This window comes from uncultured Lactobacillus sp. (assembly GCF_945290125.1).
Lineage (GTDB): Bacteria > Bacillota > Bacilli > Lactobacillales > Lactobacillaceae > Lactobacillus > Lactobacillus rizhaonensis.
Map to the genome: position 1 here is coordinate 1 of NZ_CALYQV010000001.1, position 25,864 is coordinate 25,864.

The 25,864-nt window shown below is 36.0% G+C and carries 25 protein-coding genes and 1 riboswitch; of the genes, 23 read left to right on the forward strand and 2 right to left on the reverse strand.

Annotated features, from left to right (window positions below):
* Positions 1–137: 137 nt before the first annotated feature.
* From tig to yihA, 3 genes are all read left to right on the forward strand, one after another.
* The gene (gene tig, locus Q0K80_RS00005; protein WP_294601535.1) at positions 138–1,463 is read left to right on the forward strand and encodes a trigger factor; all 1,326 of its coding nucleotides are present in this window, start codon (positions 138–140) and stop codon (positions 1,461–1,463) included.
* A 126-nt stretch (positions 1,464–1,589) separates the two neighbouring features.
* Entirely contained in the window at positions 1,590–2,867 is a 1,278-nt protein-coding gene (gene clpX / locus Q0K80_RS00010) for an ATP-dependent Clp protease ATP-binding subunit ClpX (RefSeq protein ID WP_294601537.1), read from the forward strand.
* Entirely contained in the window at positions 2,857–3,441 is a 585-nt protein-coding gene (gene yihA / locus Q0K80_RS00015) for a ribosome biogenesis GTP-binding protein YihA/YsxC (protein ID WP_294601539.1), read from the forward strand. The genes clpX and yihA overlap by 11 nt, the downstream gene beginning before the upstream one ends.
* 38 nt (positions 3,442–3,479) lie before the next feature.
* Here yihA and Q0K80_RS00020 read toward each other — a convergent pair whose 3' ends face one another.
* A complete protein-coding gene (locus Q0K80_RS00020; protein ID WP_294601719.1) occupies positions 3,480–3,608 on the reverse strand; it encodes an SPJ_0845 family protein in 129 nt (42 codons plus the stop codon).
* Between the two features lie 211 nt (positions 3,609–3,819).
* On the opposite strand from Q0K80_RS00020, the gene uvrC reads away from it, so the two are divergent.
* From uvrC to Q0K80_RS00060, 8 genes are all read left to right on the forward strand, one after another.
* A complete protein-coding gene (gene uvrC, locus Q0K80_RS00025) occupies positions 3,820–5,622 on the forward strand; it encodes an excinuclease ABC subunit UvrC (protein WP_294601541.1) in 1,803 nt (600 codons plus the stop codon).
* Between the two features lie 66 nt (positions 5,623–5,688).
* Positions 5,689–6,993, forward strand: coding sequence for a GTPase ObgE (gene obgE / locus Q0K80_RS00030; RefSeq protein WP_294601543.1), 1,305 nt, complete (start codon positions 5,689–5,691; stop codon positions 6,991–6,993).
* Positions 6,994–7,016: 23 nt separating this feature from the next.
* Entirely contained in the window at positions 7,017–8,936 is a 1,920-nt protein-coding gene (locus tag Q0K80_RS00035) for an acyltransferase family protein (RefSeq protein WP_294601545.1), read from the forward strand.
* 11 nt (positions 8,937–8,947) lie between these two features.
* Positions 8,948–9,889 carry a ribonuclease Z gene (gene rnz, locus Q0K80_RS00040; RefSeq protein ID WP_294601547.1) on the forward strand — a complete coding sequence of 314 codons (942 nt, stop codon included), beginning with the start codon at positions 8,948–8,950 and terminating at the stop codon, positions 9,887–9,889.
* Complete coding sequence (locus tag Q0K80_RS00045) at positions 9,882–10,676, forward strand: SDR family oxidoreductase (RefSeq protein ID WP_294601550.1); 795 nt, start codon at positions 9,882–9,884, stop codon at positions 10,674–10,676. The genes rnz and Q0K80_RS00045 overlap by 8 nt, the downstream gene beginning before the upstream one ends.
* A gap of 8 nt (positions 10,677–10,684) precedes the next feature.
* Positions 10,685–10,906, forward strand: a complete 222-nt coding sequence (locus tag Q0K80_RS00050; RefSeq protein ID WP_122026020.1) for a lipopolysaccharide assembly protein LapA domain-containing protein — start codon at positions 10,685–10,687, stop codon at positions 10,904–10,906.
* A gap of 109 nt (positions 10,907–11,015) precedes the next feature.
* A complete protein-coding gene (rpmF, locus tag Q0K80_RS00055) occupies positions 11,016–11,207 on the forward strand; it encodes a 50S ribosomal protein L32 (protein ID WP_122026021.1) in 192 nt (63 codons plus the stop codon).
* Between the two features lie 91 nt (positions 11,208–11,298).
* On the forward strand, positions 11,299–12,846 hold the full coding sequence (locus Q0K80_RS00060) for a bifunctional UDP-sugar hydrolase/5'-nucleotidase (protein ID WP_294601556.1): 1,548 nt from the start codon (positions 11,299–11,301) through the stop codon (positions 12,844–12,846).
* 39 nt (positions 12,847–12,885) lie between these two features.
* Here Q0K80_RS00060 and Q0K80_RS00065 read toward each other — a convergent pair whose 3' ends face one another.
* Complete coding sequence (locus Q0K80_RS00065; RefSeq protein WP_046324788.1) at positions 12,886–13,092, reverse strand: YjzD family protein; 207 nt, start codon at positions 13,090–13,092, stop codon at positions 12,886–12,888.
* 107 nt (positions 13,093–13,199) lie between these two features.
* Between Q0K80_RS00065 and Q0K80_RS00070 the strand changes: the two genes are divergently transcribed.
* The 12 genes from Q0K80_RS00070 (at position 13,200) to cmk (ending at position 25,816) form a co-directional block, all read left to right on the forward strand.
* The gene (locus tag Q0K80_RS00070) at positions 13,200–16,340 is read left to right on the forward strand and encodes a DNA polymerase III subunit alpha (protein ID WP_294601562.1); all 3,141 of its coding nucleotides are present in this window, start codon (positions 13,200–13,202) and stop codon (positions 16,338–16,340) included.
* Positions 16,341–16,503: 163 nt separating this feature from the next.
* Positions 16,504–17,463, forward strand: coding sequence for a 6-phosphofructokinase (gene pfkA / locus Q0K80_RS00075; RefSeq protein ID WP_294601564.1), 960 nt, complete (start codon positions 16,504–16,506; stop codon positions 17,461–17,463).
* Between the two features lie 29 nt (positions 17,464–17,492).
* Positions 17,493–19,226 (forward strand): pyruvate kinase, encoded by a 1,734-nt coding sequence (gene pyk, locus Q0K80_RS00080; protein WP_294601566.1) that lies wholly within the window; start codon positions 17,493–17,495, stop codon positions 19,224–19,226.
* A gap of 173 nt (positions 19,227–19,399) precedes the next feature.
* Positions 19,400–20,287 (forward strand): S1-like domain-containing RNA-binding protein, encoded by an 888-nt coding sequence (locus tag Q0K80_RS00085; protein WP_294601568.1) that lies wholly within the window; start codon positions 19,400–19,402, stop codon positions 20,285–20,287.
* Positions 20,280–21,179 carry a site-specific tyrosine recombinase XerD gene (gene xerD / locus Q0K80_RS00090; RefSeq protein WP_294601570.1) on the forward strand — a complete coding sequence of 300 codons (900 nt, stop codon included), beginning with the start codon at positions 20,280–20,282 and terminating at the stop codon, positions 21,177–21,179. Before Q0K80_RS00085 ends, xerD begins: the two co-directional genes overlap by 8 nt.
* A 9-nt stretch (positions 21,180–21,188) precedes the next feature.
* A complete protein-coding gene (locus Q0K80_RS00095; RefSeq protein ID WP_046324794.1) occupies positions 21,189–21,548 on the forward strand; it encodes a hypothetical protein in 360 nt (119 codons plus the stop codon).
* Positions 21,545–22,282, forward strand: a complete 738-nt coding sequence (locus Q0K80_RS00100) for a segregation/condensation protein A (RefSeq protein WP_294601573.1) — start codon at positions 21,545–21,547, stop codon at positions 22,280–22,282. The genes Q0K80_RS00095 and Q0K80_RS00100 overlap by 4 nt, the downstream gene beginning before the upstream one ends.
* Complete coding sequence (gene scpB, locus Q0K80_RS00105; protein ID WP_294601575.1) at positions 22,272–22,880, forward strand: SMC-Scp complex subunit ScpB; 609 nt, start codon at positions 22,272–22,274, stop codon at positions 22,878–22,880. Before Q0K80_RS00100 ends, scpB begins: the two co-directional genes overlap by 11 nt.
* A 2-nt stretch (positions 22,881–22,882) precedes the next feature.
* Entirely contained in the window at positions 22,883–23,599 is a 717-nt protein-coding gene (locus Q0K80_RS00110; RefSeq protein WP_294601720.1) for a pseudouridine synthase, read from the forward strand.
* Between the two features lie 29 nt (positions 23,600–23,628).
* Positions 23,629–23,743: riboswitch (FMN riboswitch) on the forward strand.
* A gap of 81 nt (positions 23,744–23,824) precedes the next feature.
* Positions 23,825–24,511 (forward strand): ECF transporter S component, encoded by a 687-nt coding sequence (locus Q0K80_RS00115; RefSeq protein WP_294601721.1) that lies wholly within the window; start codon positions 23,825–23,827, stop codon positions 24,509–24,511.
* A 103-nt stretch (positions 24,512–24,614) separates the two neighbouring features.
* Entirely contained in the window at positions 24,615–25,091 is a 477-nt protein-coding gene (locus tag Q0K80_RS00120) for a LysM domain-containing protein (protein WP_294601577.1), read from the forward strand.
* A gap of 38 nt (positions 25,092–25,129) precedes the next feature.
* A complete protein-coding gene (cmk, locus tag Q0K80_RS00125) occupies positions 25,130–25,816 on the forward strand; it encodes a (d)CMP kinase (protein WP_294601580.1) in 687 nt (228 codons plus the stop codon).
* Positions 25,817–25,864: the final 48 nt, after the last annotated feature.

Genomic DNA, 25,864 nt, shown 5'->3' on the forward strand with positions numbered 1-25,864 from the left:
AAAAACAGTTTAAAAAGATGTACTTCTTCATAGAAGTACATCTTTTTTTGCCTAAGTTTGTTTTTTGCGAGCGTTTAATGTAAGATAATTTAGTATGTAACGATGCAATTTAACTTGACATTGGAGGTATTTAATTAATGTCTGTAAAATGGAATAAAACCGATAAAACTACCGGTGAACTTACTTTTGATATTCCCCAAGCTGATGTAAAGCGTGGGCTAGATCAGGCCTTTAAAAGGGTAAAGGGCAGCCTGCGTGTTCCCGGCTTTAGAAAGGGACATGTTTCTCGTGTGATCTTTGATCAATATTACGGTGAGGAATCTTTATATGAAAATGCATTAAACATTGTGCTGCCAAATGCTTATTCTGCAGCGATTAAAGAAGCTGGTATTGCTGCTGTAGGTCAACCCCAAATTTTGCCGGTTTCAATGGGAAAAGGCCAAGATTGGCAAATGAAAGCTACTGTGACTGTTGAGCCAGAAGTAAAATTGGGTGAATACAAGGGAGTTGAAGTTCCAAAACAAAACACTCGTGTATATGCTAAAGATGTTGATGCTAAATTAAAAGAAGAGCGTGAAAAGAACGCTGAATTAGTATTGAAGAAGAGCGCAGCTGCTAACGGAGATACTGTTACTATTGATTATAAGGGTACGATTGATGGTAAGGCATTTGAAGGCGGCTCAGCAGATGATTATTCACTTAGTTTAGGCTCAAATACTTTTATACCAGGTTTTGAAGATCAATTGGTTGGTCATAAAGCCGGTGAAGAAGTTGATGTTGTTGTCACATTTCCTGAAGATTATGGTGCAAAAGACTTGGCTGGTAAAGAAGCTCATTTTGCTACCAAGATTCATGAAGTTAAATCTAAGCAATTGCCTAAGCTAGATGACGAATTTGCTAAAGATGTGGATGATTCAGTTGATACTCTTGATGATTTAAAGGAAAAAATCAAGAAGGACTTAAAGTCTCAAAAAGAAGAGGCTGCAAGAGACGAAATTGAGCAAGCTGCTATTGAAGGCGCAGTTGCCAATGCTACTATTGATAAGATTCCAGATGCTATGATTCGAGAAGATATCGATACGCAAATGAATCAGTATTTAGGCAATATGCAGCGCCAAGGCATCAGCCCTGAAACATATTACAAGATAACTAATACGACAGAAGCACAATTGCGTTCACAATTTGCTAAGGATGCTGAAGAAAGGGTTAAAACTAACCTTGTCCTTGAAGCTATTGTCAAGAAAGAAGATATTAAAGCTTCACAAGAAGAAATTGACAAGGAAATTAAGGACTTGGCAGCCGAATACAACATGGATGAAAAAACTGTGCGCAATACTTTGACCGATGATATGCTTTCACATGATATCAATGTTCGTAAGGCTATTAAAATTGTGGCTGACAGCGCAAAGCAAGTTGCAAAATCCAAAACAAAAAAAGATGAAAAAAAGTCTGACGGAAAATAGGATTTTAATTTATCTAAGTAAAAAGGTGGTGTCAAACTGCCTTTTTATTTTTCTCCGAGCAAATAATTCATATACACAGCGCAATTTATGCTAATCTATGACTTGTAGATATTAGGGAGGATAAGAATGGCATCACAATTTACTGATCAAGAGGAAATTAGATGTTCCTTTTGTGACAAAACACAAGATCAAGTTAAAAAGATGATTGCGGGTAATGGGGTTTATATTTGTAATGAATGTGTTGATCTGTCTAAAAGAATAATTGATGATGAATTGAAATCTGATTCTTTAAAAAAAGCACAAGATTTACCTAAACCAATGGAAATCAAAAAGCAGCTTGACCAATATGTTATTGGCCAAGAACGTGCCAAAAAGATTCTTTCAGTAGCTGTTTATAACCATTACAAACGGATTACTCAAATGGATGTTGACTCTTCAACAGAATTACAAAAATCGAATATCGCTTTAATAGGGCCAACCGGTTCCGGCAAAACTTATTTGGCACAAACTTTGGCGCGGATTTTAGACGTGCCTTTTGCGATTGCTGATGCAACCACTTTAACTGAAGCCGGTTATGTCGGTGAAGATGTCGAGAATATTTTGCTTAACCTATTGCAAAATGCAGATTACGATATTGAACGTGCAGAAAGAGGAATCGTTTATATTGATGAAATTGATAAGATTTCCAAAAAATCTGAGAATGTTTCAATTACAAGAGATGTTTCAGGTGAAGGCGTTCAACAGTCATTACTGAAGATTTTGGAAGGAACTGTTGCTTCTGTTCCTCCTCATGGCGGGCGTAAGCATCCTCAACAAGAATTAATTCCGATAAATACTACTAATATTTTATTTATTGTTGGTGGAGCTTTTGATGGTATTGAGCAAATCGTAAAAAGTCGTCTGGGCAAAAAAATAATCGGTTTCAGTGCTGAAAAAGAACTAAACAAAGTTCAGGATGATTCCTGGATGAAACACCTGACAACTGGAGATCTAGTCAAATTTGGTTTGATTCCAGAATTTATTGGACGAATTCCGATTATCGCGACCCTTGATAAACTTGACAGAAACGATCTTGTAAGAATTTTAACCGAACCAAAGAATGCTTTAGTAAAACAATATAAAAAATTGCTGTCACTTGATCAAGTTAATTTGGACTTTACACCAAGTGCTTTGAACGCTATTGCAGATTTGGCAATTGAACGCAATATGGGCGCCCGTGGTTTAAGAACCATTATAGAAAATGCGATGATGGGTATTATGTATCAAACACCCAGTGAACCTGATATTGCGAGCGTTAAAGTTACAAAAGAAGTGATAAAAGACAATGCCGATCCGGTAGTAACTCGCCGTTCAAATGATGAACAAGATGACGGAGAAGAAATTAAGGCGGCCAATGATCATTAAAAATAGCTCGTATGCGATTAGTGCCGTACGTGAAGATCAGTATCCAGCAGATAATTTGCCTGAAATTGCGCTTTCCGGTCGTTCAAATGTAGGTAAATCCAGCTTAATAAATACACTACTGAGTCGTAAAAACTTGGCAAGAACTTCTGCACAGCCAGGAAAGACACAAACACTTAATTTTTATCTGATAAACCAAGAATTTTATTTAGTTGATGTACCCGGCTATGGCTATGCTAAAGTTTCGCAAAAAAAGCGACAGCAGTTTGGAACTATGATTCAGGATTACCTTGAAACGCGAGCAAACTTGCAAGGGTTAATTATCTTAATTGACTCACGACATGAACCTACCAAAAATGATGTGGTCATGTATAATTATGCACTTTATCTCAATTTACCCATTTTGATAATCTGTACCAAAATTGATAAAGTAAAGAAAAATCAGCAAAATCAAGTTATTAATACTTTAAAGCAAAAGATTAACTTAAATTATGACAATGTAAGTGTAATTACTTTTAGTTCTGTCCAAAAGTTGCATGTAAAAGAAGTATGGCAATGGATAGAAGAAAATTTGTGAATTTGTAAGAAAAAATGGTTCTCGTAGCAGAACCATTTTTATTTATTACTATCTTCTACTTTCTGATGGTTTTTAGCTATTTTCTTCTTTTTATCTTCAGGAATAGTAGCGAATTTATCAAATAATTTTTCTAATTCATCTTGTTTTTTAAAAGTTAAACCCCTAATAATGTTCCTTTCTGTTTTTATTATATTAAAAATAGAATTAACAAGCTAGAAAAATATGCGTTAATCAACTTGAAATAATTAAATTTATGTAAAATAATCCATAATGAATTAGTTCTTTATCTTTTACTTGATCTGTTTTGTTAAGCAAAAGCAAATTTCAATTTACAAATTGTATGTTAAAATATGATAGCGAATTTGGGGGAGTGATTTTTTGGCAACTCAGTTAATTGAAAACAAATTAAAACTTTTGCCGGCTAAACCAGGCTGTTACTTAATGAAAGACATTAACGGTAAGGTAATATATGTCGGTAAGTCGAAAAATCTTAAAAGCCGAGTACGTTCATATTTTAAGAGTACCCAAGTTGGCAGACGAGCAGAACTGGTTGAAAATATTCGCGATTATGACATTATCACTGTTTCAACCGATAAAGAGGCCTTTCTGCTTGAAGTAACATTAATTAAAAAATACCAACCGTATTATAATGTGCAGTTAAAGCAGGGTACTGGCTATCCCTATATTGAGATTACTAACGAGCGGGATCCCCAGACCAAATTAACTAGTATAATTAGAAAAGACGGAGGCTATTATTTCGGACCGTATCCAAATGTCTACGCTGCACAGGCAACTCTTAAGTTTATTCAAAAAGTTTTCCCTTTAAGGCGCTGTCATGGTAAACAGGGCAGGCCTTGCCTGTACTATCATATAGGACAATGTTTAGGTGCATGTTTTAAAACAGTACCAAAGTCTGTTTATGAAGCACAAATAAAAAAGATCAAAAGCTTTTTAAACGGAGATATTGGCTGGGTTAAAAAAGATCTTAATCAAAAAATGGCTGTTGCATCTAAAAATCTTGAATTTGAGCGTGCTGCCGAAATTCGTGATCAACTTAATTACATTGAAGAAACAGTTGAAAAGCAGAAAATTATTTCTCATGATAATACTCAACGTGATATTTTCAATTTCTACGTTGATAAATCATGGATAGCTATTCAAATTTTCTTTTTAAGGCAGGCAAAATTGCTTAGAAGTGAAACCAGAATGTATCCTTTGACCGATACTAATGATCCCGAAGATACATTTTCCTCATTTATTGTTCAATTTTACGGGCAAAGAAACAGAATAGTGCCTAAGGAAGTTTTAGTACCTGCTAAGATTGATAATGAAGCTCTAAGTGAAGTTTTGCATGTACCGGTTAGGACGCCTAAGAGAGGACAGAAACGGTCTTTATTAAATATGGCCAAGGACAATGCCAAACTTAAATTAGACGAAAAGTTTCGTCTTTTAGAGCTGGGCAATAGGAAAACTAAAGGAGCACAAAAAGAAATTTTCGATTCTTTAGGGTTGCCATATGGACATGTGATTGAAAGCTTTGACCATTCGCATATTCAGGGAGCCGATCCCGTTTCTGCTTTAGTTGTCTTTAAAGACGGTGAACCAGATAAAAATTCCTATCGTAAATATAAACTAAAGGGTGAAGTAGAACACCAAAATGGTGGTGATGAAGTGCGCAATACTCGTGAAGTGGTGCGCAGAAGATACAGCAGACTACTTAAAGAACACAAACCCATGCCAGATTTGATTTTGATGGATGGCGGTCAGATCCAAGTAGATGCCTGTGAGGATATTTTACGCAATGAATTAAACCTTAATATTCCTGTTGCCGGTATGGTAAAGGATAACAAGCACAGGACTAATCATTTACTTTATGGTGATCCTATTAACGGCATACCATTAAAATTAATTCCTTTAGATCCTAAATCTCAAGGTTTTTATTTAATGACCAGAATTCAAGATGAAGTACACAGATTTGCGATCACCTTTCACAGAAGAACACATGCTAAAAATGCTTTGTCCAGTAAATTAGATGCGATCAAAGGAATAGGTCCAAAAAGTAGAAATAAGCTTTTAAGACAATTTGGATCTCTAAAGAAGATTAAGGAAGCTTCAATTGACGAGTTGCGTTCTGCTGGTTTAACTCTGCCCCAGGCGCAAACAGTTAAGCTAACCTTATAACAAGTGATATTAAACATAATAGTGTGGTATAGTAATGTAGTTAAGAAAGACGGAAGGAGATTCTATATGCCTACATTTGTCGATCAAACTAAGATTGAAGTCCAAGCTGGTAAAGGCGGAGACGGCATGGTCGCTTTTCGCCATGAAAAATATGTCCCGAATGGTGGCCCTGCCGGCGGCGATGGTGGCCGGGGTGGAAGCATTATTTTTGTTGCCGATAGTGGCCTTAGAACCTTAATGGATTTTCGCTATCGCCGTAAGTTTAAAGCAGAAAATGGTGAAAATGGTCGTATTAAGTCCCAATACGGACGCGGAGCTAAGGACTTATATTTAAAAGTGCCAATTGGAACGACTGTTTATGATTTCAACACTAATGAAGAAATTGGTGATTTAACTAAGAATAAACAAGAATTAGTTGTTGCTCGCGGTGGCCGTGGCGGTCGTGGCAACATTCACTTTGCAACGAGTGTCAATACTGCGCCCGAAATTGCAGAAAATGGAGAGCCGGGAGAAGATCGTGTTTTACGCCTGGAATTGAAAGTTTTGGCTGATGTTGGACTGGTGGGCTTTCCCTCAGTTGGTAAGTCAACATTATTATCAGTCGTAACTAAGGCTAAGCCCAAGATTGCAGCATATGCTTTTACTACCTTAACACCGAATTTGGGCATGGTAATTTTACCTGACGGCCGTGATTTTTCAATGGCTGATTTACCCGGCTTAATTGCAGGAGCCAGTCAGGGAGTCGGGCTCGGTTTACAGTTTTTGCGTCATATTGAGAGAACAAAAGTGATTTTGCACTTAGTGAGCATGGATCCTAACAATGAGCGAGATGCAATCAAAGACTACCAGACTGTTAGGCAAGAACTACTTGAATATGATCAAAGTCTAAAAAATAGGCGCGAAATTATTGTAGCTACTCAGATGGATCTTCCGGGTTCTGGTGAAAAATTGCAGCAATTTAAACACGACTTAGCAGATAAGCAAATTAAAAAACCTATATATGCAGTTTCCAGTGTGACACATCAAGGCGTTGATCAGTTAATGCAGGATACAGCATCCCTAATTGAGCAGGTAGAAAAAGAGCAGCAGAAGCAAGAACCACAATCTCAGCAAGTTGTAAAAGAATATAAGTATCAAACGCAGCAAAAGAACACTTTTACAGTCACAAAACTGGAAGACCATGTTTTTGAAATTAAAGGTGAGAGTCTGGAAAGATTAGTAGCTCGAACCAATCTCGATTACCAGGATGGTGTCATGAGATTAGCTAGAAAGCTTAAAAATCTAGGAGTAGATGACGCTCTGCGTAAAAAAGGAGCCGTTGACGGCGATGATGTAATCATTGGCTCATTCAATTTTGAATTTGTCCAATAAAAAATAGAAAAGTTTTGAAAAATATGGCAAAAAATCGATACATTACAGGATATTCTGGACTTAGGGCTTTAGCGGTAATCGGTGTAATACTTTATCACCTTGACCCTAATACTTTTGCAGGTGGCTATCTTGGCGTACCGATTTTTTTCGTACTATCAGGATATTTAGTTACGTGTCAGATGCTTAAGTCATATGAAGAAAGTGGCTTTTACGATACTAAAAAATTTTACTTGAGCCGATTAAAAAAGATTTATCCACCATTGATTGCGGTATTATGGCTGTCTGCGGCATATATAATTCTTTTTCAGCGCAACTTATTGGTCAAGTTGAGTCAAATAGTTGTGACTAATTTACTCAATATTTATAATTTTTGGCAAATTTTAAACGGACAAAGTTATTTTGAACGTTTTGCAGCTAATGAATCACCTTTTGTTCATTTATGGACAATGTCCATTAACGGTCAGTTTTACATATTATGGCCGCTAGTTATTTTTTTATTAGTGAAGTACGGTAAAAAGAGAAAAAACATTTTTAAAATTATTTTGTTTTTCACTTTACTTTCTGCACTTGAAATGACGGTATTGTATAACACTGGTGCCGACATCAATCGCATATATTATGGCACCGACACTAGATTTTTTTCTTTGGGTTTAGGTGCAGCTTTGGCTGTTATTTGGCCCATGGATAAATTAAAAACTACTATAAAGCATAATGATACAATCATTCTGGACACGATCGGGATGATTTGTTTCGCTGGCATAGTAACTTTTCTTTTTAACCCGTTAATGGATGCTGAAAAGCCCTTTACCTATTTTGGGGGAATGCTGTTATATACGTTTCTTGTAACCATACTAGTCGGTATAGTTGCTCATCCAGCAAGTCGCTGGAACAAGTGGTTAACTAATCCAATTTTTAATTGGATTGGATCTCGAAGCTATGAAATTTATCTTTACCAATTTCCCGTAATGATATTCTTTGAAGATAAAGTTTTTGACATGGCTGATCATGTGCAACTTTACCATCTAATTGAGCTTGTTCTAATAATTTTTTTAAGCGAAGCTGCATATAGGCTGGTAGAAAAGCCTTGCGGAAAAATTTCATGGCAAAAAGTTAAAAAAAGCTGGCAACAAATTTGTGATAAAAACACCAAAAATTATCTTATTAAGGCAAAAGTGGTCCTGGCAGGTTTGATTTTTCTAACAGGAAGTACTGCAATTTTAATTTCACCGGTTATTAAAGCACAGAACTTTAATCAAAGTCCATTAGCATGCAGAATTAGAGCTAATCGCAAACAGCAAAAAAGAGATAATGATGAATTAATAGCAAAATACCAAAAAATCAATCCTAAAAAGCAAAAAAAAGCTAAACTATTAAAAGAAGCTGAACGAGCTGCCCAAAAGCATCCCGTTAATAAGTCTTTTATCAAATTTGGTATTTCACAAACAGAGTTACAGTTGGCAAGAAAAGTAGAATTAACTGCTATTGGTGATTCTGTTATGGCGGGTTCAAGCGCAGATTTGAACCGTCTGCTACCTAAAGCTGTGATTGATGCCGCAATTTCCCGCCAGCTAAATGTTTCGTTTGGCTTATTAAAACAATACCAAAATAAAAAAGTTTTAGGTAAAAATGTCTTAATCGGCTTAGGAACCAATGGGCCTTTCAAAATGTCCGACATAGATGATTTAATGAAACAACTGGGAAATAAAAGACAAGTATTTTGGATTAATACCTATGTACCGGCTAAACCGTGGCAAAATGAGGTTAACGATTTATTAGCCAAAGCTGCCAAAAAATATCATAATTTTGTAGTAATTGATTGGCACGCTTATGCAGAAAAACATCCTAACTGGTTTTATGAAGATAAAACTCACCCTACACCATTAGGATCGAAGCATTATAGTGTATTAATAGTAAAAAAAATAGTTGAAAATGCTAAGTATTAGATAGGAATAAGATGGAGTTACAATTTTTAGGAACTGGAGCAGGACAACCCTCGAAAAAACGTAATGTATCAAGTATTGCTTTAAAGATGCTCGATGAGATTAATGAGATTTGGTTATTCGATGTTGGAGAAGCAACGCAGCATCAGATACTGCGTACTAATATTAGGTTGCGTAAAGTAACCAAAATATTTATTTCCCACAATCATGGTGATCATATCTTTGGTTTACCAGGTTTACTGGCAACGAGATCTTTTCAAGGTGATGTGGGACCAATTACTATTTATGGTCCTGCTGGCTTAGAACAATTCGTGCGGACGGCTTTAAAAATTTCTCGTACCAAAATTAGTTATCCGATCAAATTTGTCGTTTTGGACGAAGGTGGATTAATCTATCAAGGAAAAGGTTTTAGAGTTTATACAGAAAAATTAGCCCACCGAATACCTAGTTTTGGCTTTCGTGTAGTTGAAGATGATAAACCGGGAGAACTTTTAATGGATAAATTAGCGCAATATAATGTACCTAATGGTCCATTACTTGGTAAACTAAAAAATGGGGAAGAAATAGCTCTAGAAAATGGTACTATATTAGATGGTAAGAATTTTTTGGGACCTGATAAAAAAGGCAGAATAGTTACTATTATCTATGATACGCGCTCGACTCCCGCAATAGCCCAGTTGGCACAAAATGCGGATGTTTTGGTACATGAATCAACCTTTGCGGGTAATGAAACTAATTTAGCTCATTCATACTATCATTCCACAGCCGTTGAAGCCGCAAAGATTGCACGCGATAATAATGTTAAATATTTATATTTAAATCATATTTCTGCCAGGTATTTGGGCGCTAAGGCTAAAAAATTGGAAAATCAGGCACAAAAAGTTTTTTCAAACACTAAATTAGCTAACGATTTTGATCGGATTGTAATTCCTATGAAAGGGGAAAAAAATGAGTGATTCTCTTAGAAATAAAGTAGTGGTAATTACTGGCGCTTCCAGTGGAATAGGTCACTCTATTGCGCTCGAAAGTGCTGGTAGAGGTGCAACGGTTATTCTGATTGCCAGAAATAAAGCTAAACTAAAAAAAGTGGCTTCTGAAGCCCATGAATTGTCGGGAGCTGCTTCTTATACAATAGCAACGGACATGAGTCAAAGTGACCAAATTGACGCTGCTTTTACTGAAATTATTAAATTAACTAAGCATATTGATTATTTAGTCAATTGTGCTGGTTTTGGCAAATTTGAAAACTTTGTGGAATCAGATCGGCGCGAAGTCACTGCGATGTTTCAAGTTAACGTTTTAGGATTAATGTATTTTAGTCGTTTAGTGGGCCGCCTAATGATGGAACAAAAATCAGGTCAAATCATCAATATTGGTTCAATTGCCGGCAAAATTCCTACTGTGAAATCTGCAGCCTACAGCGCCTCAAAAGCTGCGGTTATTCAGTTCTCTAATGTATTACGTTTGGAGCTAAAACCATTTGGTGTTAAAGTGATGACGGTTAATCCTGGCCCTGTTTACACCAATTTCTTCAATATTGCAGATACCAGCGGCCATTATGCCGACAACGTGCAAAAATTTATGCTGGATCCCGATGATGTTGCTTGGCAAGTAGTTCATTTCTTCGGCAGTAATAAACGGGAACTGAATTTACCTGTCAGTCTGGCTGTTTTGGCGAAATTATATAACTTATTTCCGAAGATTGGTGACAAGCTGTCCCTTAAGTTTGCTTCCAGAAAGTAGTGCGGATTATGAAAAGTAAAACTAGTCAGATTAAACTTATTTTTACATTAATTTTAACGTTATTGGCAGTGGTATTCGTTGTTCTGAATACTAACAATGTGGCTATTAATTTTGGTTTGTTCAAACTTAAATTACCTTTGATCATTATTTTAGTAATAATGATCATAATTGGAGTTTTGATTGGTTACTTCTGGGGCTCCTATGGTCATAATCAAGACAAGAATAACTAATATAGCTTGATTTATTTGGGATACAATAGTATCATTAACAAACGTGAAGTATTTTGGGCGCTTAAAAGCAGCCTAAAATCGTAATTCTACAAAAAAGGAGATCAGTTCAATGGCAGTTCCTAAAAGACATACTTCTAAGCAAAAGAAACGTTCACGTCGTGGTCATATTAAGTTAACTGTGCCAGCAATGCACTATGATGCAACTACTGGTGAATATCGTTTAAGCCACCGCGTTTCACCTAAAGGTTATTACAAGGGTCGTCAAGTTGTTAGTCAAGCTAACTCAAATGACAATCAATAATTAAGAGGCACCAAGAAGCGGTGTCTTTTTTTATGCAAAAAGATACTGATTTTTATTTGCATGGTTTGATTAGAAAGATTAAAAAGACGAAATGAAATTAGTAATTTTACACTCCAGCGATATCCATGGCTTTATTATGCCTACTGACTATCAAAACCAGAATGATTATTCAGCTCCTTTCGGACTTAGCCGACTAAAAAGCATAATAGAAGAACAAAAAAGAAAATATGGTCCTGAAAACGTGATAGTTACTGATGCAGGCGACAGTCTTCAGGGTTCACCTTTAGCAGCTTATGTTCACGAGAGCAAAAATAACTCTGCATTAAAAAAGTTTGCAGAGTGTTATAACCTAATTAACTATGACGTGCGCTGTTTGGGTAATCATGATTTTAATTTTGGCTTGAATTATTTAAAACAGTATCTCTCATATAGCAGAGCGCCATTTGTAAACAGTAATATTTTGGCTAGAAAAACTGGTCGACCAGCTTTTGGTCAAGATTATATCATTATAAATAAAAATGGTATAAAAGTAGGAATTATTGGAATTGCTACGCAGAGAATACCATTTTGGGAACCGGCAGAACATGTTGCAAACTTAGAATTTAGGTCTGCTTTTGCACAGGTTAAGCATTTAATACCTTTCTTAAGGCCAAAAGTCGCTGTTTTAGCTGTTCTTTATCATGGTGGCTTCGAGGCTGATATTGAATCAGGAAGTAAAACTGAACCAGCTACTGGAGAAAATGAAGGCTATCGCCTTTTACAAGAAATTCCGGAAATAGATGTAATGTTAACTGGGCATCAGCACCGCAAAATGAACGCAGTGATAAATAAAACTGCGATTGTCCAGCCGGGTTATCGTGGAGAAGCCATTGGCAAAATAGTGCTGGAGATTGACAAACAAAGTAAGAAGATTAAAGCTATGTCAGCTGAGTTAATTGATGCAAGTAACTATAAGCCTGCTGCCGAAATTAATTCAGTCAGCCTAACTTTAGACAAAAAGTCGCAAAAATGGTTTGATCAGCCAATTGCTCATTTAGATAATCCTGCACATATAGCTAATGCTAAGCAGGCAAGAATTGAGGGCTCCTCTTTTATTAATTTGTTGCAAAATATGCAGCTTTATTTTACCCACGCTGATATTTCAGCAACTGCATTAATGAGTGAAACTGCCAAGGGCTTTGGCAAAAATGTTTCAATGCGCGATATCTTGTTAAATTATCCTTTTGCTAATCAGTTATGTGTTGTTAAAGTAACCGGTAAAGAATTACGCCATATTATTGAATACTCACTTAAATTTTTAACTAAAGACCAAAAAGGCAATGTTAGCTTTGCACCTCAATATCGTGGTCAACTTTTTAATTTTGATTTGTTTTACCCGCTTGTTTATGAAGCTGATATCAAAAAGCCAGAAGGTGAACGTTTGACAAAGTTTGAATTACACGGACGAGCAATTTTAGCAAACAAAACATATCGTTTGGCTGTTAATAACTATCGTGCTATGGGTGGAGGATTTTATCCAGAATACAGTATTAGAAAGATTGAGCAAATTGGTGATAAAGATTATATAGAAATGCTTCAGGAATACTTAACCAAAGGTCGACCTAAGAGCGAAGTAACACATAACTATTATTTTAAATAAAGAAAAAAGTCATTAGCGGGTAAGCTAATGACTTTTTGTTTACTTAAGTTTTGAATATTTGCTCTTGTCTTTATGAGAATGTGCTGTAATTGTAGGAATAATTGCTGCAAATAGCAAGCCGAAGATCAAGCCTACAATAGCAGCCTCGCCAAAATTAAAAACATGTTGGGTTAACGGAGCTGCAATAAAGCCTACAATTAGCATGTAAACAACGCTCCAGCAAATAGTTACAATATATCGACCCATAGCGTTTCCTTCTTTCATACCCTTGAATTCTAACAAATATTATGCAGGTTTTCAATCCAAAAGATAGCTTTTTGGTATACTAAATTATATGGAGGGTGACCCGAAAAATGAAATACGCTGCATTACAGAATCTTAGCTCTTTTACACTTTTAGAAAGTCCAGTAAAAATTTTTGACTTGGTTACTACTGCCAAAAAGTTAGGCTATGAAGCTATCGGATTGACCGACGTGAATGTTACATACGGTCTGGTTAACTTTTTTGAGGTAGCCCAAAAAGTCGGTATTAAACCTCTCTTAGGGATGCAATTAAGATTAAACGGCTTAATTGACAGTGCTCACCAATATGATTTAATAGCACTGGCAAAATCTGATGAGGGTTACCGTAACATTTTGCGTTTATCAAGTAGAATTAACCTTTTAACAGATAATGGCAATAAGCAAAAAATTTTGACTTTAGCAGATTTGACTAAGGATTTGAATGAACTGATTTTGATAATACCTGCAAATTCTCACAGTGAGCTGTTGAACCTGCAGTTACAAAATGAAAATTTAGGTACAGATTTTTTGCGTCAATTAATCAGTTTAGTACCTAAGTCTAGTTCTCTTTATATTGGTGTTTATGGTAACGAAAAGCAAAAAAAATACATTCAATATGTTAAGACTTTGTCAAAACAATTTGAAATACCATTAGTTAGCGTTGAAGATACTTGCTATTTAAAACCGCGTGATCAATTTTTACGAAAAACTTTACAGGCCATTAAAAAAGGAGAAGTGTTACAAGATACTGCAGAATTAGCAAAACAGTCAGGCTCACATTATTTACCATCCGTTCAGGAATTAAGTGAGCGGTACCATGAATTAGGCTTGGATGACGCTTTAAGTAATACTGGAAAGATAGCCTCCTTATGTAATGCTAAAGTTATTTTTCAAACGCCTGTTTTACCTAAATATAAACAAAAAAAATATACAAGTTCAAAGGATTACCTAAGGTATTTAGCCGAAAATGGCTTAAAGAGTCGTTTTAAGCAGCGCCAAGTTCCTGCAAGTTATCAAAAGCAGCTCAATTATGAGTTGCAGGTGATCGATCAAATGGGTTTTAACGACTATTTTTTGATTGTTTGGGATGTTGTAAACTATTGTCATCGAAGTGATATTGTAATGGGTCCTGGACGAGGATCGGCATGTGGTTCTTTAGTTTCATATGCACTGTACATCACCGAGGTTGATCCGCTTGAATATCATTTGCTTTTTGAGCGTTTTCTTAATCCAGCTCGCCACGAAATGCCTGATATTGATTTAGATATTCCAGACAATCGCCGTGACGATGTCATTAAGTACATGTTTACTAAATATGGTATGGATCACGCGGCTCAAATTCTTACTTTTGGTACATTAGCGGCCAAACAAGTTTTGCGTGATACCGGACGGGTTTTTGGCTTGCAGGAAATACAATTGAGTGAATGGTCGAAAAGTGTGCCTTTTGTCAAAGGTAAAATTAGTCTTGCTCAAGCCTATAAGGAATCTAAAAAAATGCAAATATTGGTAAATGCTAGTGATACCAACAAATTGCTTTTTGAAACTGCCAGTGGCTTAGAAGGGTTACCACGACACTATTCAATTCATGCTGCTGGTTTAGTTGTCAGTGATAATTCTATTGCTGCCATTGCAGGCTTACAGGCGGGCCAACTAGGGATACCGTTAACGCAGCAAACTAAGAAATACGTTGAAGCTCTGGGCTTATTAAAGATCGATTTTTTAGGGTTGAGAAATTTGACTATCCTTGGTGATACAGCAAAAATGATTCGTGAACAAGGTAAAAAAATCGCTTTTAATCAGATTCCTTTGAATGATCCGGCAACTTTAAATATTTTTCAAAAAGGCGAAACAGAACTTGTTTTTCAATTTGAATCTGCTGGGATTCGTAATGTGCTTCGTGAACTGCACCCAGATAATTTTGAAGACCTGGTAGCAGTCAATGCACTTTATCGTCCAGGTCCAATGCAGAATATTAACACTTTTATTGCTCGTAAAAGGGGTAAACAAAAAGTCACTTATCCTGATCCCAGTTTAAAAACAATCTTGGCTCCAACATATGGAATTTTAGTCTACCAGGAGCAGGTTATGCAGACTGCTCAGGTTTTGGCAGGCTTCTCTTTAGGCGAAGCAGATATTTTACGCAGGGCAATGTCAAAAAAGGACCAAAAAGTTATTGAGCAGGAAAAATCTAAATTTATCTCTGGTGCTGTAAAAAAGGGTCATAGTATTCAAGTTGCCACTCGGGTATATGACTATATTGAGCAATTTGCTAATTATGGCTTTAACCGTTCACACGCTGTGGCATATACTATGATTGCTTTTTGGCTGGCTTATTTGCAGGTTCATTATCCCGCCGAGTTCTATGCGGCTATGCTTAATTCCAATATCGGAAATCAAAATAAAGCAAGTGAATATATAATGCGAGCACAAGAAGACGGCGTTAAAATTTTGCCATCTGATATTAATAAAAGCTCTTTATGGTATCAGGTAATTGATGGTCAGATTTTAGTTGGTCTCAGAGCAATTAAAGGTGTCAGAATTGATTTTCTTAAAGAAATAATTGCTAAACGCCAGATAAAACCTTTTACTTCTTTAGCAGGCTTTTTACGGCAAATTGATATTAAATTTATTAGTGCCAATAGTATTACAAATGTCATTGAAACCCTTATCAAAGCAGGCTGTTTTGACCGGATAAACAAAAATCGTAACGAATTATTGCAAAACTGCCCTGAAACTATTGAAAACGTTAAATTGACAGGAGATAATTTAGCTTTATCAGAAGGGTTGGGAGGCATACCTGTCAAAGATGTCCCTGAACCAAGCAAACAGGAAAAAGCAGTCATGGAGGTAGAGTCTTTGGGCTTTTCCACGTTAACATCACCGTTAATAACAGTAGAAAAATACGCGCAAAAGTTTAATGCAAAAGCACTAAGTGAATTTCAAATTCATGAAAGCGGCATAGCTGTAGGAAAATTAATGTCATTAAAGTTAGTCAGAACTAAAAAGGGTCAAACCATGGCTTTTGGCAATTTTGCCGATACGACTAGTAAGCAGGATATTGTAATTTTTCCTGGTGTTTATGATAAAATTCAATCGAATTTAAAGGAGGGTAATATTTATTTATTGGGCATTAGAGTTCAGAATAATCGTTTCGATTCGAGTAAAAAACAATATATTTTAACAAATTTAAAGGTTGTTAATTTACAAGACTAGAGTTTTTGGTTAAGCGTTAACAAATAAGTATTGTTAACGCTAACATCAAAAAAGACCGTCAAATCAAGAATTTTAATCCTTTTTTGTGAGATTTTTTCGTGAAAGAATGTTAAAATTTAGTGGATGTGAGAAATTACACAATAAATCTTGATGAGGTGAATTCATGAAGCGAATTGGAATTTTAACGAGCGGTGGCGACGCTCCTGGCATGAATGCGGCTGTTAGGGCAGTAACTAAAACCGCTATTCATCATGGACTTGGTGTTGTTGGTATTCGTTATGGTTTTGCCGGGCTTGTAGCTGGTGACTTTGTAACATTAACTGCTGAAAATATTGATCACATGATTAATGCAGGTGGTACTTTTCTCTACAGTGCCCGTTACCCGGAATTTGCACAAAAAGAAGTGCAAGAAAAGGGAGTAGAGCAATTAAAAAAGCATGACATAGATACTGTAATTGTAATTGGCGGTGATGGTTCATATCATGGTGCGCTGGCATTAACCCGTTTGGGAATTAATTCTATTGGTTTACCAGGTACCATTGATAATGATATTCCTTACACTGAGTATACAATTGGTCTTGATACCGCCTGCAATACTGCCATGCAGGCCATCGACAGAATTCGTGATACTGCCAGCAGTCATCACCGTGTTTTTGTTGTGAATGTGATGGGACGTGATTGTGGTGACATTGCTATGCGCGTTGGTTTAGCTAGTGGCGCAGATGCTATCGTCGTTCCTGAACGGCAATTTGATATTAAAGCAATTGCGGACAGATTAAAACGTGGTTTCAAAGACGGCAAAGACAATGGTATTATCATCTTGGCTGAAGGTGTCATGAATGCTGCTGATTTTAGAACTGAACTTTTAAAATACGGCGATTTCGATTGCAGAGCCAATATTATTGGTCATATGCAGCGTGGCGGATCACCTACAGTTTTGGATAGAATAAATGCTACAAAAATGGGCAATTATGCTGTTAAGTTACTTCTTGATGGTAAAGGCGGTTTAGCTGTCGGCATGGAGAATGGCCAACTGGAAACCCACGATATTCTGGATTTATTTGATGAAAAACATGCCAGCGAAGAGTCGTTAATTGATATTAATGAAGAAATGACTAAATAATTAGTCGATTTTGGGGAGATTTTTAAATAATGAAGAAAACTAAAATTGTTAGCACCTTAGGGCCAGCTTCAAATGATATTGAAACTATTACAGCTTTGGCTAAGTCAGGCGTAAATGTATTTCGTTTCAACTTTTCACATGGTGATCATGCTGAGCATCTGTCACGGATGAAAATGGTTCGTCAAGTCGAAAAAGAAACTGGCTTAGTACTTGGTATCGCATTGGATACTAAAGGTGCTGAGATTAGAACCACTGATCAAGAAGGTGGCAAGTTTACCATTAATACTGGAGACCAAATTCGTGTATCAATGGACGATTCCAAACCGGGTAACAAGGACATGATCCATGTTACTTACGAAGGTCTTTATGGTGATACCCACGTTGGTGGTCATGTTTTAATTGATGATGGTTTAGTTGATTTATTAATTGAAGCACAAAATACCGGTGTAATCGGTTCTAAGAAGGGTGTTAATGCACCTGGAGTTGAAATTCGCCTGCCAGGAATTACCGAAAAAGATGCTGATGACATCAAATTTGGTTTAGCTCATGGCATTAACTTTATTTTTGCTTCGTTTGCACGTAAGGCACAGGATATCCTTGATATCCGTAAGTTGTGTGAAGATGCAGGTTGTGATTATGTTAAGATTTATCCTAAGATTGAATCACAAGAAGGTATCGATAATGCTGATGAAATCTTGCAAGTTTCAGATGGTTTAATGGTTGCTCGTGGTGACATGGGGGTTGAAATTCCATTTATTGATGTGCCATTTGTTCAAAAAGATTTAATCAAGAGAGCAAATGCACTTGGTAAGCCAGTTATTACTGCTACCCAAATGCTTGACTCAATGCAAGAAAATCCTCGTCCAACTCGTGCCGAAGTTTCAGACGTAGCTAACGCTGTACTTGACGGTACTGATGCAACTATGCTTTCTGGTGAATCCGCCAACGGTTTGTACCCAGTTAAGGCTGTTTCTGCAATGGCTGAAATTGATGAAAGAACTGAACAAGAACTTCTTAAACGTAACACTTTGGCTCTGCAAAGATTTGAAGAATACAAGGGTTCAAACGTTACTGAAGCTATTGGTGAGTCTGTTGTGCGGACAGCTCAAGAATTAGGTGTTAAGACCATTATTACGGCAACTAATTCAGGCTATACTGCCAGAATGATTTCTAAATATCGTCCAAACGCTAATATATTGGCCTTAACTTTTGACGAAAAGATTCAACACTCACTTGGCATTTCTTGGGGTGTTCAACCTTTGCTTACTGACAAACCAGCTTCTACTGATGATATGTTTGAAGTAGCAGCTAATGTTGCCAAAGAACAAGGCTATGTTAAAGATGGTGATTTAGTAATCATTGTTGCTGGTGTTCCTGTTGGTGACTCTGGTACAACCAACTTAATGAAACTACAAATCATTGGTAGCAAATTGGCTCAAGGGCTGGGTGTTGGTAACGGCTCAGTTGTTGGTAAAACAGTTGTTGTTAATAGTGCTGAAGAAGCTATCAGCAAGGTTAAAGAGGGCGACATCATGGTTGCCAGAACTACTGATCCTGATTACATGCCAGCTATTAAGAAGGCTTCAGGTTTAGTTGTTGAAGCTTCTGGATTGACTTCACACGCTGCAGTTGTCGGTTTATCATTAGGAATTCCGGTTGTTGTCGGTGTTACTGGTGCTACTGAAAAGATTGGCAGTGGTATTACTATTACTGTTGATGCTCGTCGTGGTGCTATTTACCAAGGTGAAGTTTCAAATCTTTAATTAAAGTAAAACGTGAAAATAGCCAGTAACCAGTACTGGCTATTTTTGTTTGCTTTTAATCTAGGTAAATTAAATGAAAATCATTAGTTAATTTGGTTTGACTGATATCAATTTAATCCATTAAAATGATATACTTGTTATCAGATCCAATATCTAGACTTAGGAGATTAATCATGCTAGGCACTATTGCAACTGGAAAAATAATAGATCAAAATGAAAATTCTTTTTTTGTTCAAATCGAAGGTTTGACTTACGAATTGAAAAGAAAGGAAATTACTCAGGAAGAGAAGCCAAAATTGGGAGATCAAATCAAAGGATTTCTGTATGATAATAAACAGCATAATCGCGAAATGACTCAGTTTCTACCCTTTGCTCAAGAAGATCAATATGCTTGGAGCAAAGTGACTGAAGTCAAGTATAACTTAGGTGTTTTTGTAGATATTGGTTTGCCAGATAAAGATATAGTGATTTCCTTGGATGATCTCCCTTATGACAAAGAACGCTGGCCTGAAGTTGGTGATCAACTGCTAGTTCATCTTGAAACTGATGAAAAAGATCGTATTTGGGCAAAAATGGCGGATGAAAATATTTTTGAACAACTTTCAGCTCATTTTCCAGACGGTATGAATAATAAAGATGTTTTTGGGACTGTTTATTCAGCCCGTGAAGTAGGAGCATTTGTAATTACTAAAGAATATTATTTGGGTTTTGTTCATCCGTCACAAATGGCTCGGCCACTACGTTTAGGTGAACAGTTTAAGGGTAGAGTTATTGGTGTTAGTCAGTATGGCCGCCTAAATTTGAGCAGTCTGCCGCGATCATTTGAAGAAATAGATGATGATGCGCAGATGATTTTGATGAGTTTGCGCAGAAAAAAAGATAAAACATTACCTTTTTATGATAAATCTGATGCAGAGGATATAAAAAGCTATTTTGGCATCTCAAAATCTGCTTTTAAACGAGCATTAGGACACTTGTTGAAGGGAAAATACATAGTGGAAGATAAAACTACTGGAACAATTTCATTAGTTAACGACCCCGAAGAAGACAAAAATGAATAATTTAACAGAACAAGTTGAGGACTATTTAAGATATAGTCAAATTGAGCGAGGACTAGGTGCTAATACAATTACTGCTTACAAGCAGGATTTAAGCTCTTTCATTAATTTTTTGCAAAAGGAAAATTTAAGTTCTTGGCCGACTAAAGCAATTGATATTGATGCTTTTTTGGCCGAGCAACGCGATCAAAAGAAAGCAACAAGTTCTATTAGTCGTTTAATTTCAAGTCTGCGGAAATTTTACCAGTGGCTGGTAAGACAAAATATTCAAAAATTGAATCCTATGCTTGAAATAGACTCACCCAAAAAACGTCGACCTTTACCAGTTGCTTTAACCACAGTTGAAGTTACTGACTTACTTAAGCAACCTGATATAAAAAAGAAACTGGGTTTACGAGACCGTGCTTTACTTGAAACGTTGTACGCAACGGGCATAAGGGTGAGCGAATTAATAAACCTTAAATTTACCGACTTGCATGAAGAATTGAAATTAGTCAAAGTTTTTGGTAAAGGCTCAAAAGAACGATTGATTCCTATTAGTAAAGTTGCTTTGTCCTGGATTGATAGTTACAAAGAAAAAGTACGTGATCCGCTGATATTAAAAGTGGGAAAAAATACGGATTTTATTTTTCTTAACAGCCGCGGAAGTTCTCTAACTCGACAAGCTGTTTGGCAAATTATCAAGCACTACTGCAAGCTGGCAGGTATTCAGAAAAATGTTACCCCTCATACTTTAAGACATACATTCGCAACTCACTTACTTGAAAATGGGGCTGATTTGCGTGTGGTTCAAGAAATTTTAGGGCATTCGGATATTAGTACTACACAAATTTATACCAATTTGTCCCAAAAACATATCATACATGTTTACGAGAAAACTCATCCTCGAATTTAAGGTGATTAAATGTTAATTGAATGTAAAAATGATACGGAAAAAGTAGCAATGGGCTTATTATCCTATTTACCAGACTTTAAAAATCTCGCAAATCTTAAGGATGAAATTCAATTAAATAAAAATAGTGCTGAATTTTGTCTATACCTTTATCGGTCTAAGGACCCTAATTTTATTGGTGTAATTGGCACGCAAGCGAATAAACAATTTGTTGTTATTCGTTACATTTCATTTGCTCCTGATTTTCGCAAAGCTAAATATGAGGCTAAGGCAGTGCAAGAACTGGCTCAAAGTAATCCCCAAAAAAGAATTACGGCAGTTCCAGAATATATTGATCTGATTAAATATTTAAAAAAGGACTCAAAAATATGAGTGCTAATCTTACTTTGGAATTACCCAATTTTGAGGGCCCTTTAGATTTATTGCTGCACTTAATTAAAGTACAGAAAATTGATATTTATGATATTCCGATAGCCAAAATTACCAGCCAATATTTAGCTTATTTACATCAAATGCAAAGTCTTAATTTAAAAATTGCCGGTGAATACTTTGTCATGTCATCATTGTTATTACGCATAAAATCACAGTCTCTACTTCCGCGTAATGATTTCACAGAAAATGATGAGGAACAGGAAGATCCTAGAGATGAACTTGTACAGCAGCTTATTACTTATTCAATATTCAAAAAAATCTCAGTTTACTTTAAAAAGCGCAACGAAAAGGTTCCAATTACGGCTGCTAAAGAGGAAAGTGTGCCACTTAGTAAAAAAATTCAGCCGTTACCTCTGGGACAAATTACTTCCACTGAATTAGCCAATACATTTATTTTAGTGCTACAAAGAATGAAGATCAGACAGCCTGATATTGTTTCGGTTGAAGTGAAAGAGACATCTGTTAAAGAGATGGGTACTTTTTTGCAAAACGAATTGGCAAAGTGTAAAAAGGTCAGTTTTTTTGCATGTTGTCAAAAAATGAAAACTTTATCTGACATTATTGGCCTGTTTTTAGCATTGCTTGAACTTTGTAAAAAGCAAGAATTGCGGGTAACACAAAATAGAACATTCGGTGATCTGAACTTGGAAAGAATTGATAGCATTGATGACTAAAATTGCACAGTTAGAGGCTCTATTGTATGTGGCCGGTGATAATGGCATTGAAAGCACTAATTTGTGTGAACTATTGCAGATTGGCAAGCCTGCACTGCGTGAATTAACAAAAAGCTTACAGGAAAAATTACAGAAAAGTCCGGATTCAGGTCTGCAAATACAGCAGCTGAACGATTCTTATAAATTAACAACAAGGCCGGAAGTAAGCAAAACAATTGAAAACTTTTTTCAAAAAGATTTAACTAAAAGTCTTAGTCAGTCCGCTCTGGAAATATTATCAATCATCGCATACAAGCAGCCGATTACTCGTATTGAAATTGATGAAATTAGAGGGGTAAATTCATCTGGTGCATTACAAACATTAATTTGGCGAGGTCTTGTAAGGATAAATGGCAAAAAAGAAGCACCAGGTCACCCTAATCTATACGTTACCACTGACTATTTTTTGCAGTATTTTGGTTATCAAAGTTTAGCCGATTTACCTCTAATTGAAGATTTTGAAGATGATAGTGTAAATGCTGAAGGAGAAATCGATTTATTTGCGGCTAAGGCTCAAGCATATAAGAATATTGCTAAAACTCAAAAAGGAGAATCATAATGGTGTTAGAACGATTACAAAAAGTAATTGCTGAAGCTGGAATTGCTTCACGACGCAAGGCTGAAAAAATGATTACAGAAGGTCGGGTAACAGTTGATGGTAATGTAGTTACAAAATTAGGCACTAAGGTGGATACATTCAGTAATATTACTGTTGATGGTGAACCAATTGAGCGGGAAAGTTTGCACACATACCTTTTCTATAAACCGCGTGGTGTGGTATCAACTGCCAGCGATGATAAAGGCAGAAAAACCGTTGTTGACTACTTTAAAGAATTACCCTACCGTTTATATCCAATTGGCAGATTAGATTATGACACATCGGGTTTACTCTTAATGACTAATGACGGAGAACTTGCAAATTTATTAATGCATCCAAGGAATAATGTAGCCAAAGTATATGTTGCTAAAATTACGGGTGTACTTTCTCCTGCAGAAATTAGTCAGCTAACCCACGGAGTAAAAATTGATCGTCATAGATGTGCTCCAGCGAAAGTTAAAGTAATTAGAACTGACTGCAAAAAAAACAGCCAAATAGTACAGTTAACTATTCATGAGGGGCAATATCATCAAGTAAAAAGAATGTTTAAGGCCGTTCATCATCAGGTCAAAAAATTAGCACGTGAAAAATATGCCTTTTTAACCCTGGATTCTCTGATTTCCGGAAGCTTTCGCGAATTATCCCATGAGGAAGTTGACAGATTAAAAGACGTAGATTAAGATGGTATTTGAAAATTAAATAATAAGTTTGTTGTCTTCATGGCAGGGTGAAAATCCCGACCGGCGGTGAGAGTCCGCGACCCACGAAAGTGGTGGAATCTATTGTGATACCGATAGTTAAAGTCTAGATGAAAGAAGACAGACTAAACTAAAAGCCAAGATCTTTAGCTTACTTTTACTCGGTCTGTTGTTAGGAGCAGCAGACCGAGTTTTTTGGAGGTAAGAATTTTGCAAAGAAAAGGCAGAAATAATTTAGTCAATATAGTAGCTTATACTTTAATTGGAACAATTGCATATGTATTAATGCTTTTGGAAATACCATTGCCTGTCACTAGCTTCTTAAAATTTGATTTTTCTGATGTTGTAATTACAATTGGTACTTTTTTATTTGGTCCGTTACCCGGTATTTTCATCGCGTTTGTGAGAATGCTAATTAATTTAATATATAAAGGTTTTGCTCTACCAAGTTTAGTGGGTCAATCTGCGGCCTTTTTAGCATCAATTTCATTTGCTTTACCGTTTTATTATTTGACTAGAAATATCAATAAAGATGAAAAGAGTTTTACGAAAAAACATTTAAAACCAATTTTAGGTATAGTCCTTGGCATTATAGCAATGGCTTTTGTTTTGTCAGTTTTAAATGCTCTGGTCCTAACACCTTTTTATGCAGCAACTACAGTACCCAATTTGCCAACTATTCATGGTTATTCAGGTTTACTGGCATTTACTGAGAAAGTGTACTTGGGCAAATTGCTTCACATTCCTTCAATGAGTGCCTACATTTTTGGCATTATTGTGCCGTTTAATTTATTAAAAGGCACAATAAATGGTACGGTTGTTTACTTACTGTTTGAAACTGTTTTGAGAACAATCAAACCATTTGTCAGAAAAAACTTCAATTTAAAAAACTAAAATCAGAAATTATAAAATCGGTCTATTAAATGACCGATTTTTTTATCCACTTAAATGTTAAATATGCTAAAATTAAACAGGTTAGGTAAGGAGGCTTTTTAAGATGACTAATAATCCTAAGGGACCATATCAACATTATAAACGTCCACAAAAAACAAGAGTTGAAGCGTACAACTCTGTTTCTAAAGGTTGGATTGTACTCATTGTTTTACTTATAATGATACTAATTGGCCTTGTTCCAGTAGTACATCATTTAGCAGCGAATAATAGTTCAAGTAATAAAATAGTTGAAGTACGCAAAACTCATAAAAAAGCTGCTAAAAAAGCAAACATTAAAGCTTCTCCTGCAAAAAACAAACTTGTCGAAAATAAAACTAAGAGCAAGCCGAAAGCTAAGGTTAAGCAAAAAAGGAAACACGCAAAAACTAAACCCAAAATTAAACAATATATAGTTCAAAGTGGAGATTCTTTAAGTAGTATTGCTCGTCGTTTTAAAATTTCTGTTGGTCAGTTAGCTGAGTTAAATCAACTTGACCCTAACAGTCAGGTGGATATCGGACAAGTATTGCGTATCAAATAATTTAGAAAGGATAGGGACTGCAGTCCCTTTTTTATTGAATGCAAATAGCGATTGATGGACCAGCTTCAGCTGGAAAAAGCACAGTAGCGAAGATTATAGCTCAAAAATTGAACTTTACGTATATTGATACGGGAGCAATGTACCGCGCTTCTACCTGGTTAGCACGTGAACACAAACTTAGTTATAGTGATGAAAAGGGCATATTGGCTGCCATTGATAAAGAAAAAATTGAACTAAAAAGCGAAAAATGCCAACAAAAAGTTTTTGCCGGTGAAGAAGATATATCCCAAGATATACGCACGCCGGATATTTCTGCTCACGTTTCTCAAGTATCAGCTTTAGCAGGTATCAGAGCCAAAATGGTCAGTTTGCAAAGACAAATGGCCGGTCAGATGAATGTAGTGATGGATGGTCGTGATATTGGGACCACGGTTTTGCCAGAAGCTGACGTTAAAATCTTTTTAATTGCGTCTGTTCATTCTCGAGCTCAAAGAAGAATGCTTGATTTTAAAGAAAGAGGAATTAAAACTAACCAATCCCTTGAAGAAATTGAGCAAGACATATCGGAAAGGGATTATAAAGATTCGCATCGTAAAATTTCACCATTAAAGAAGGCACATGATGCTATTGAAATAGACACAACTTCTATGACTATAGACCAGGTAGTTAATGCAATCTTATCTGAAATTAAAAAAAGTCAAAAAAACTATAAAAAAAGGGTATAAAACAGTAGAAAAATATCAAACTTTCATTTAGAATTAGAGTATGATATT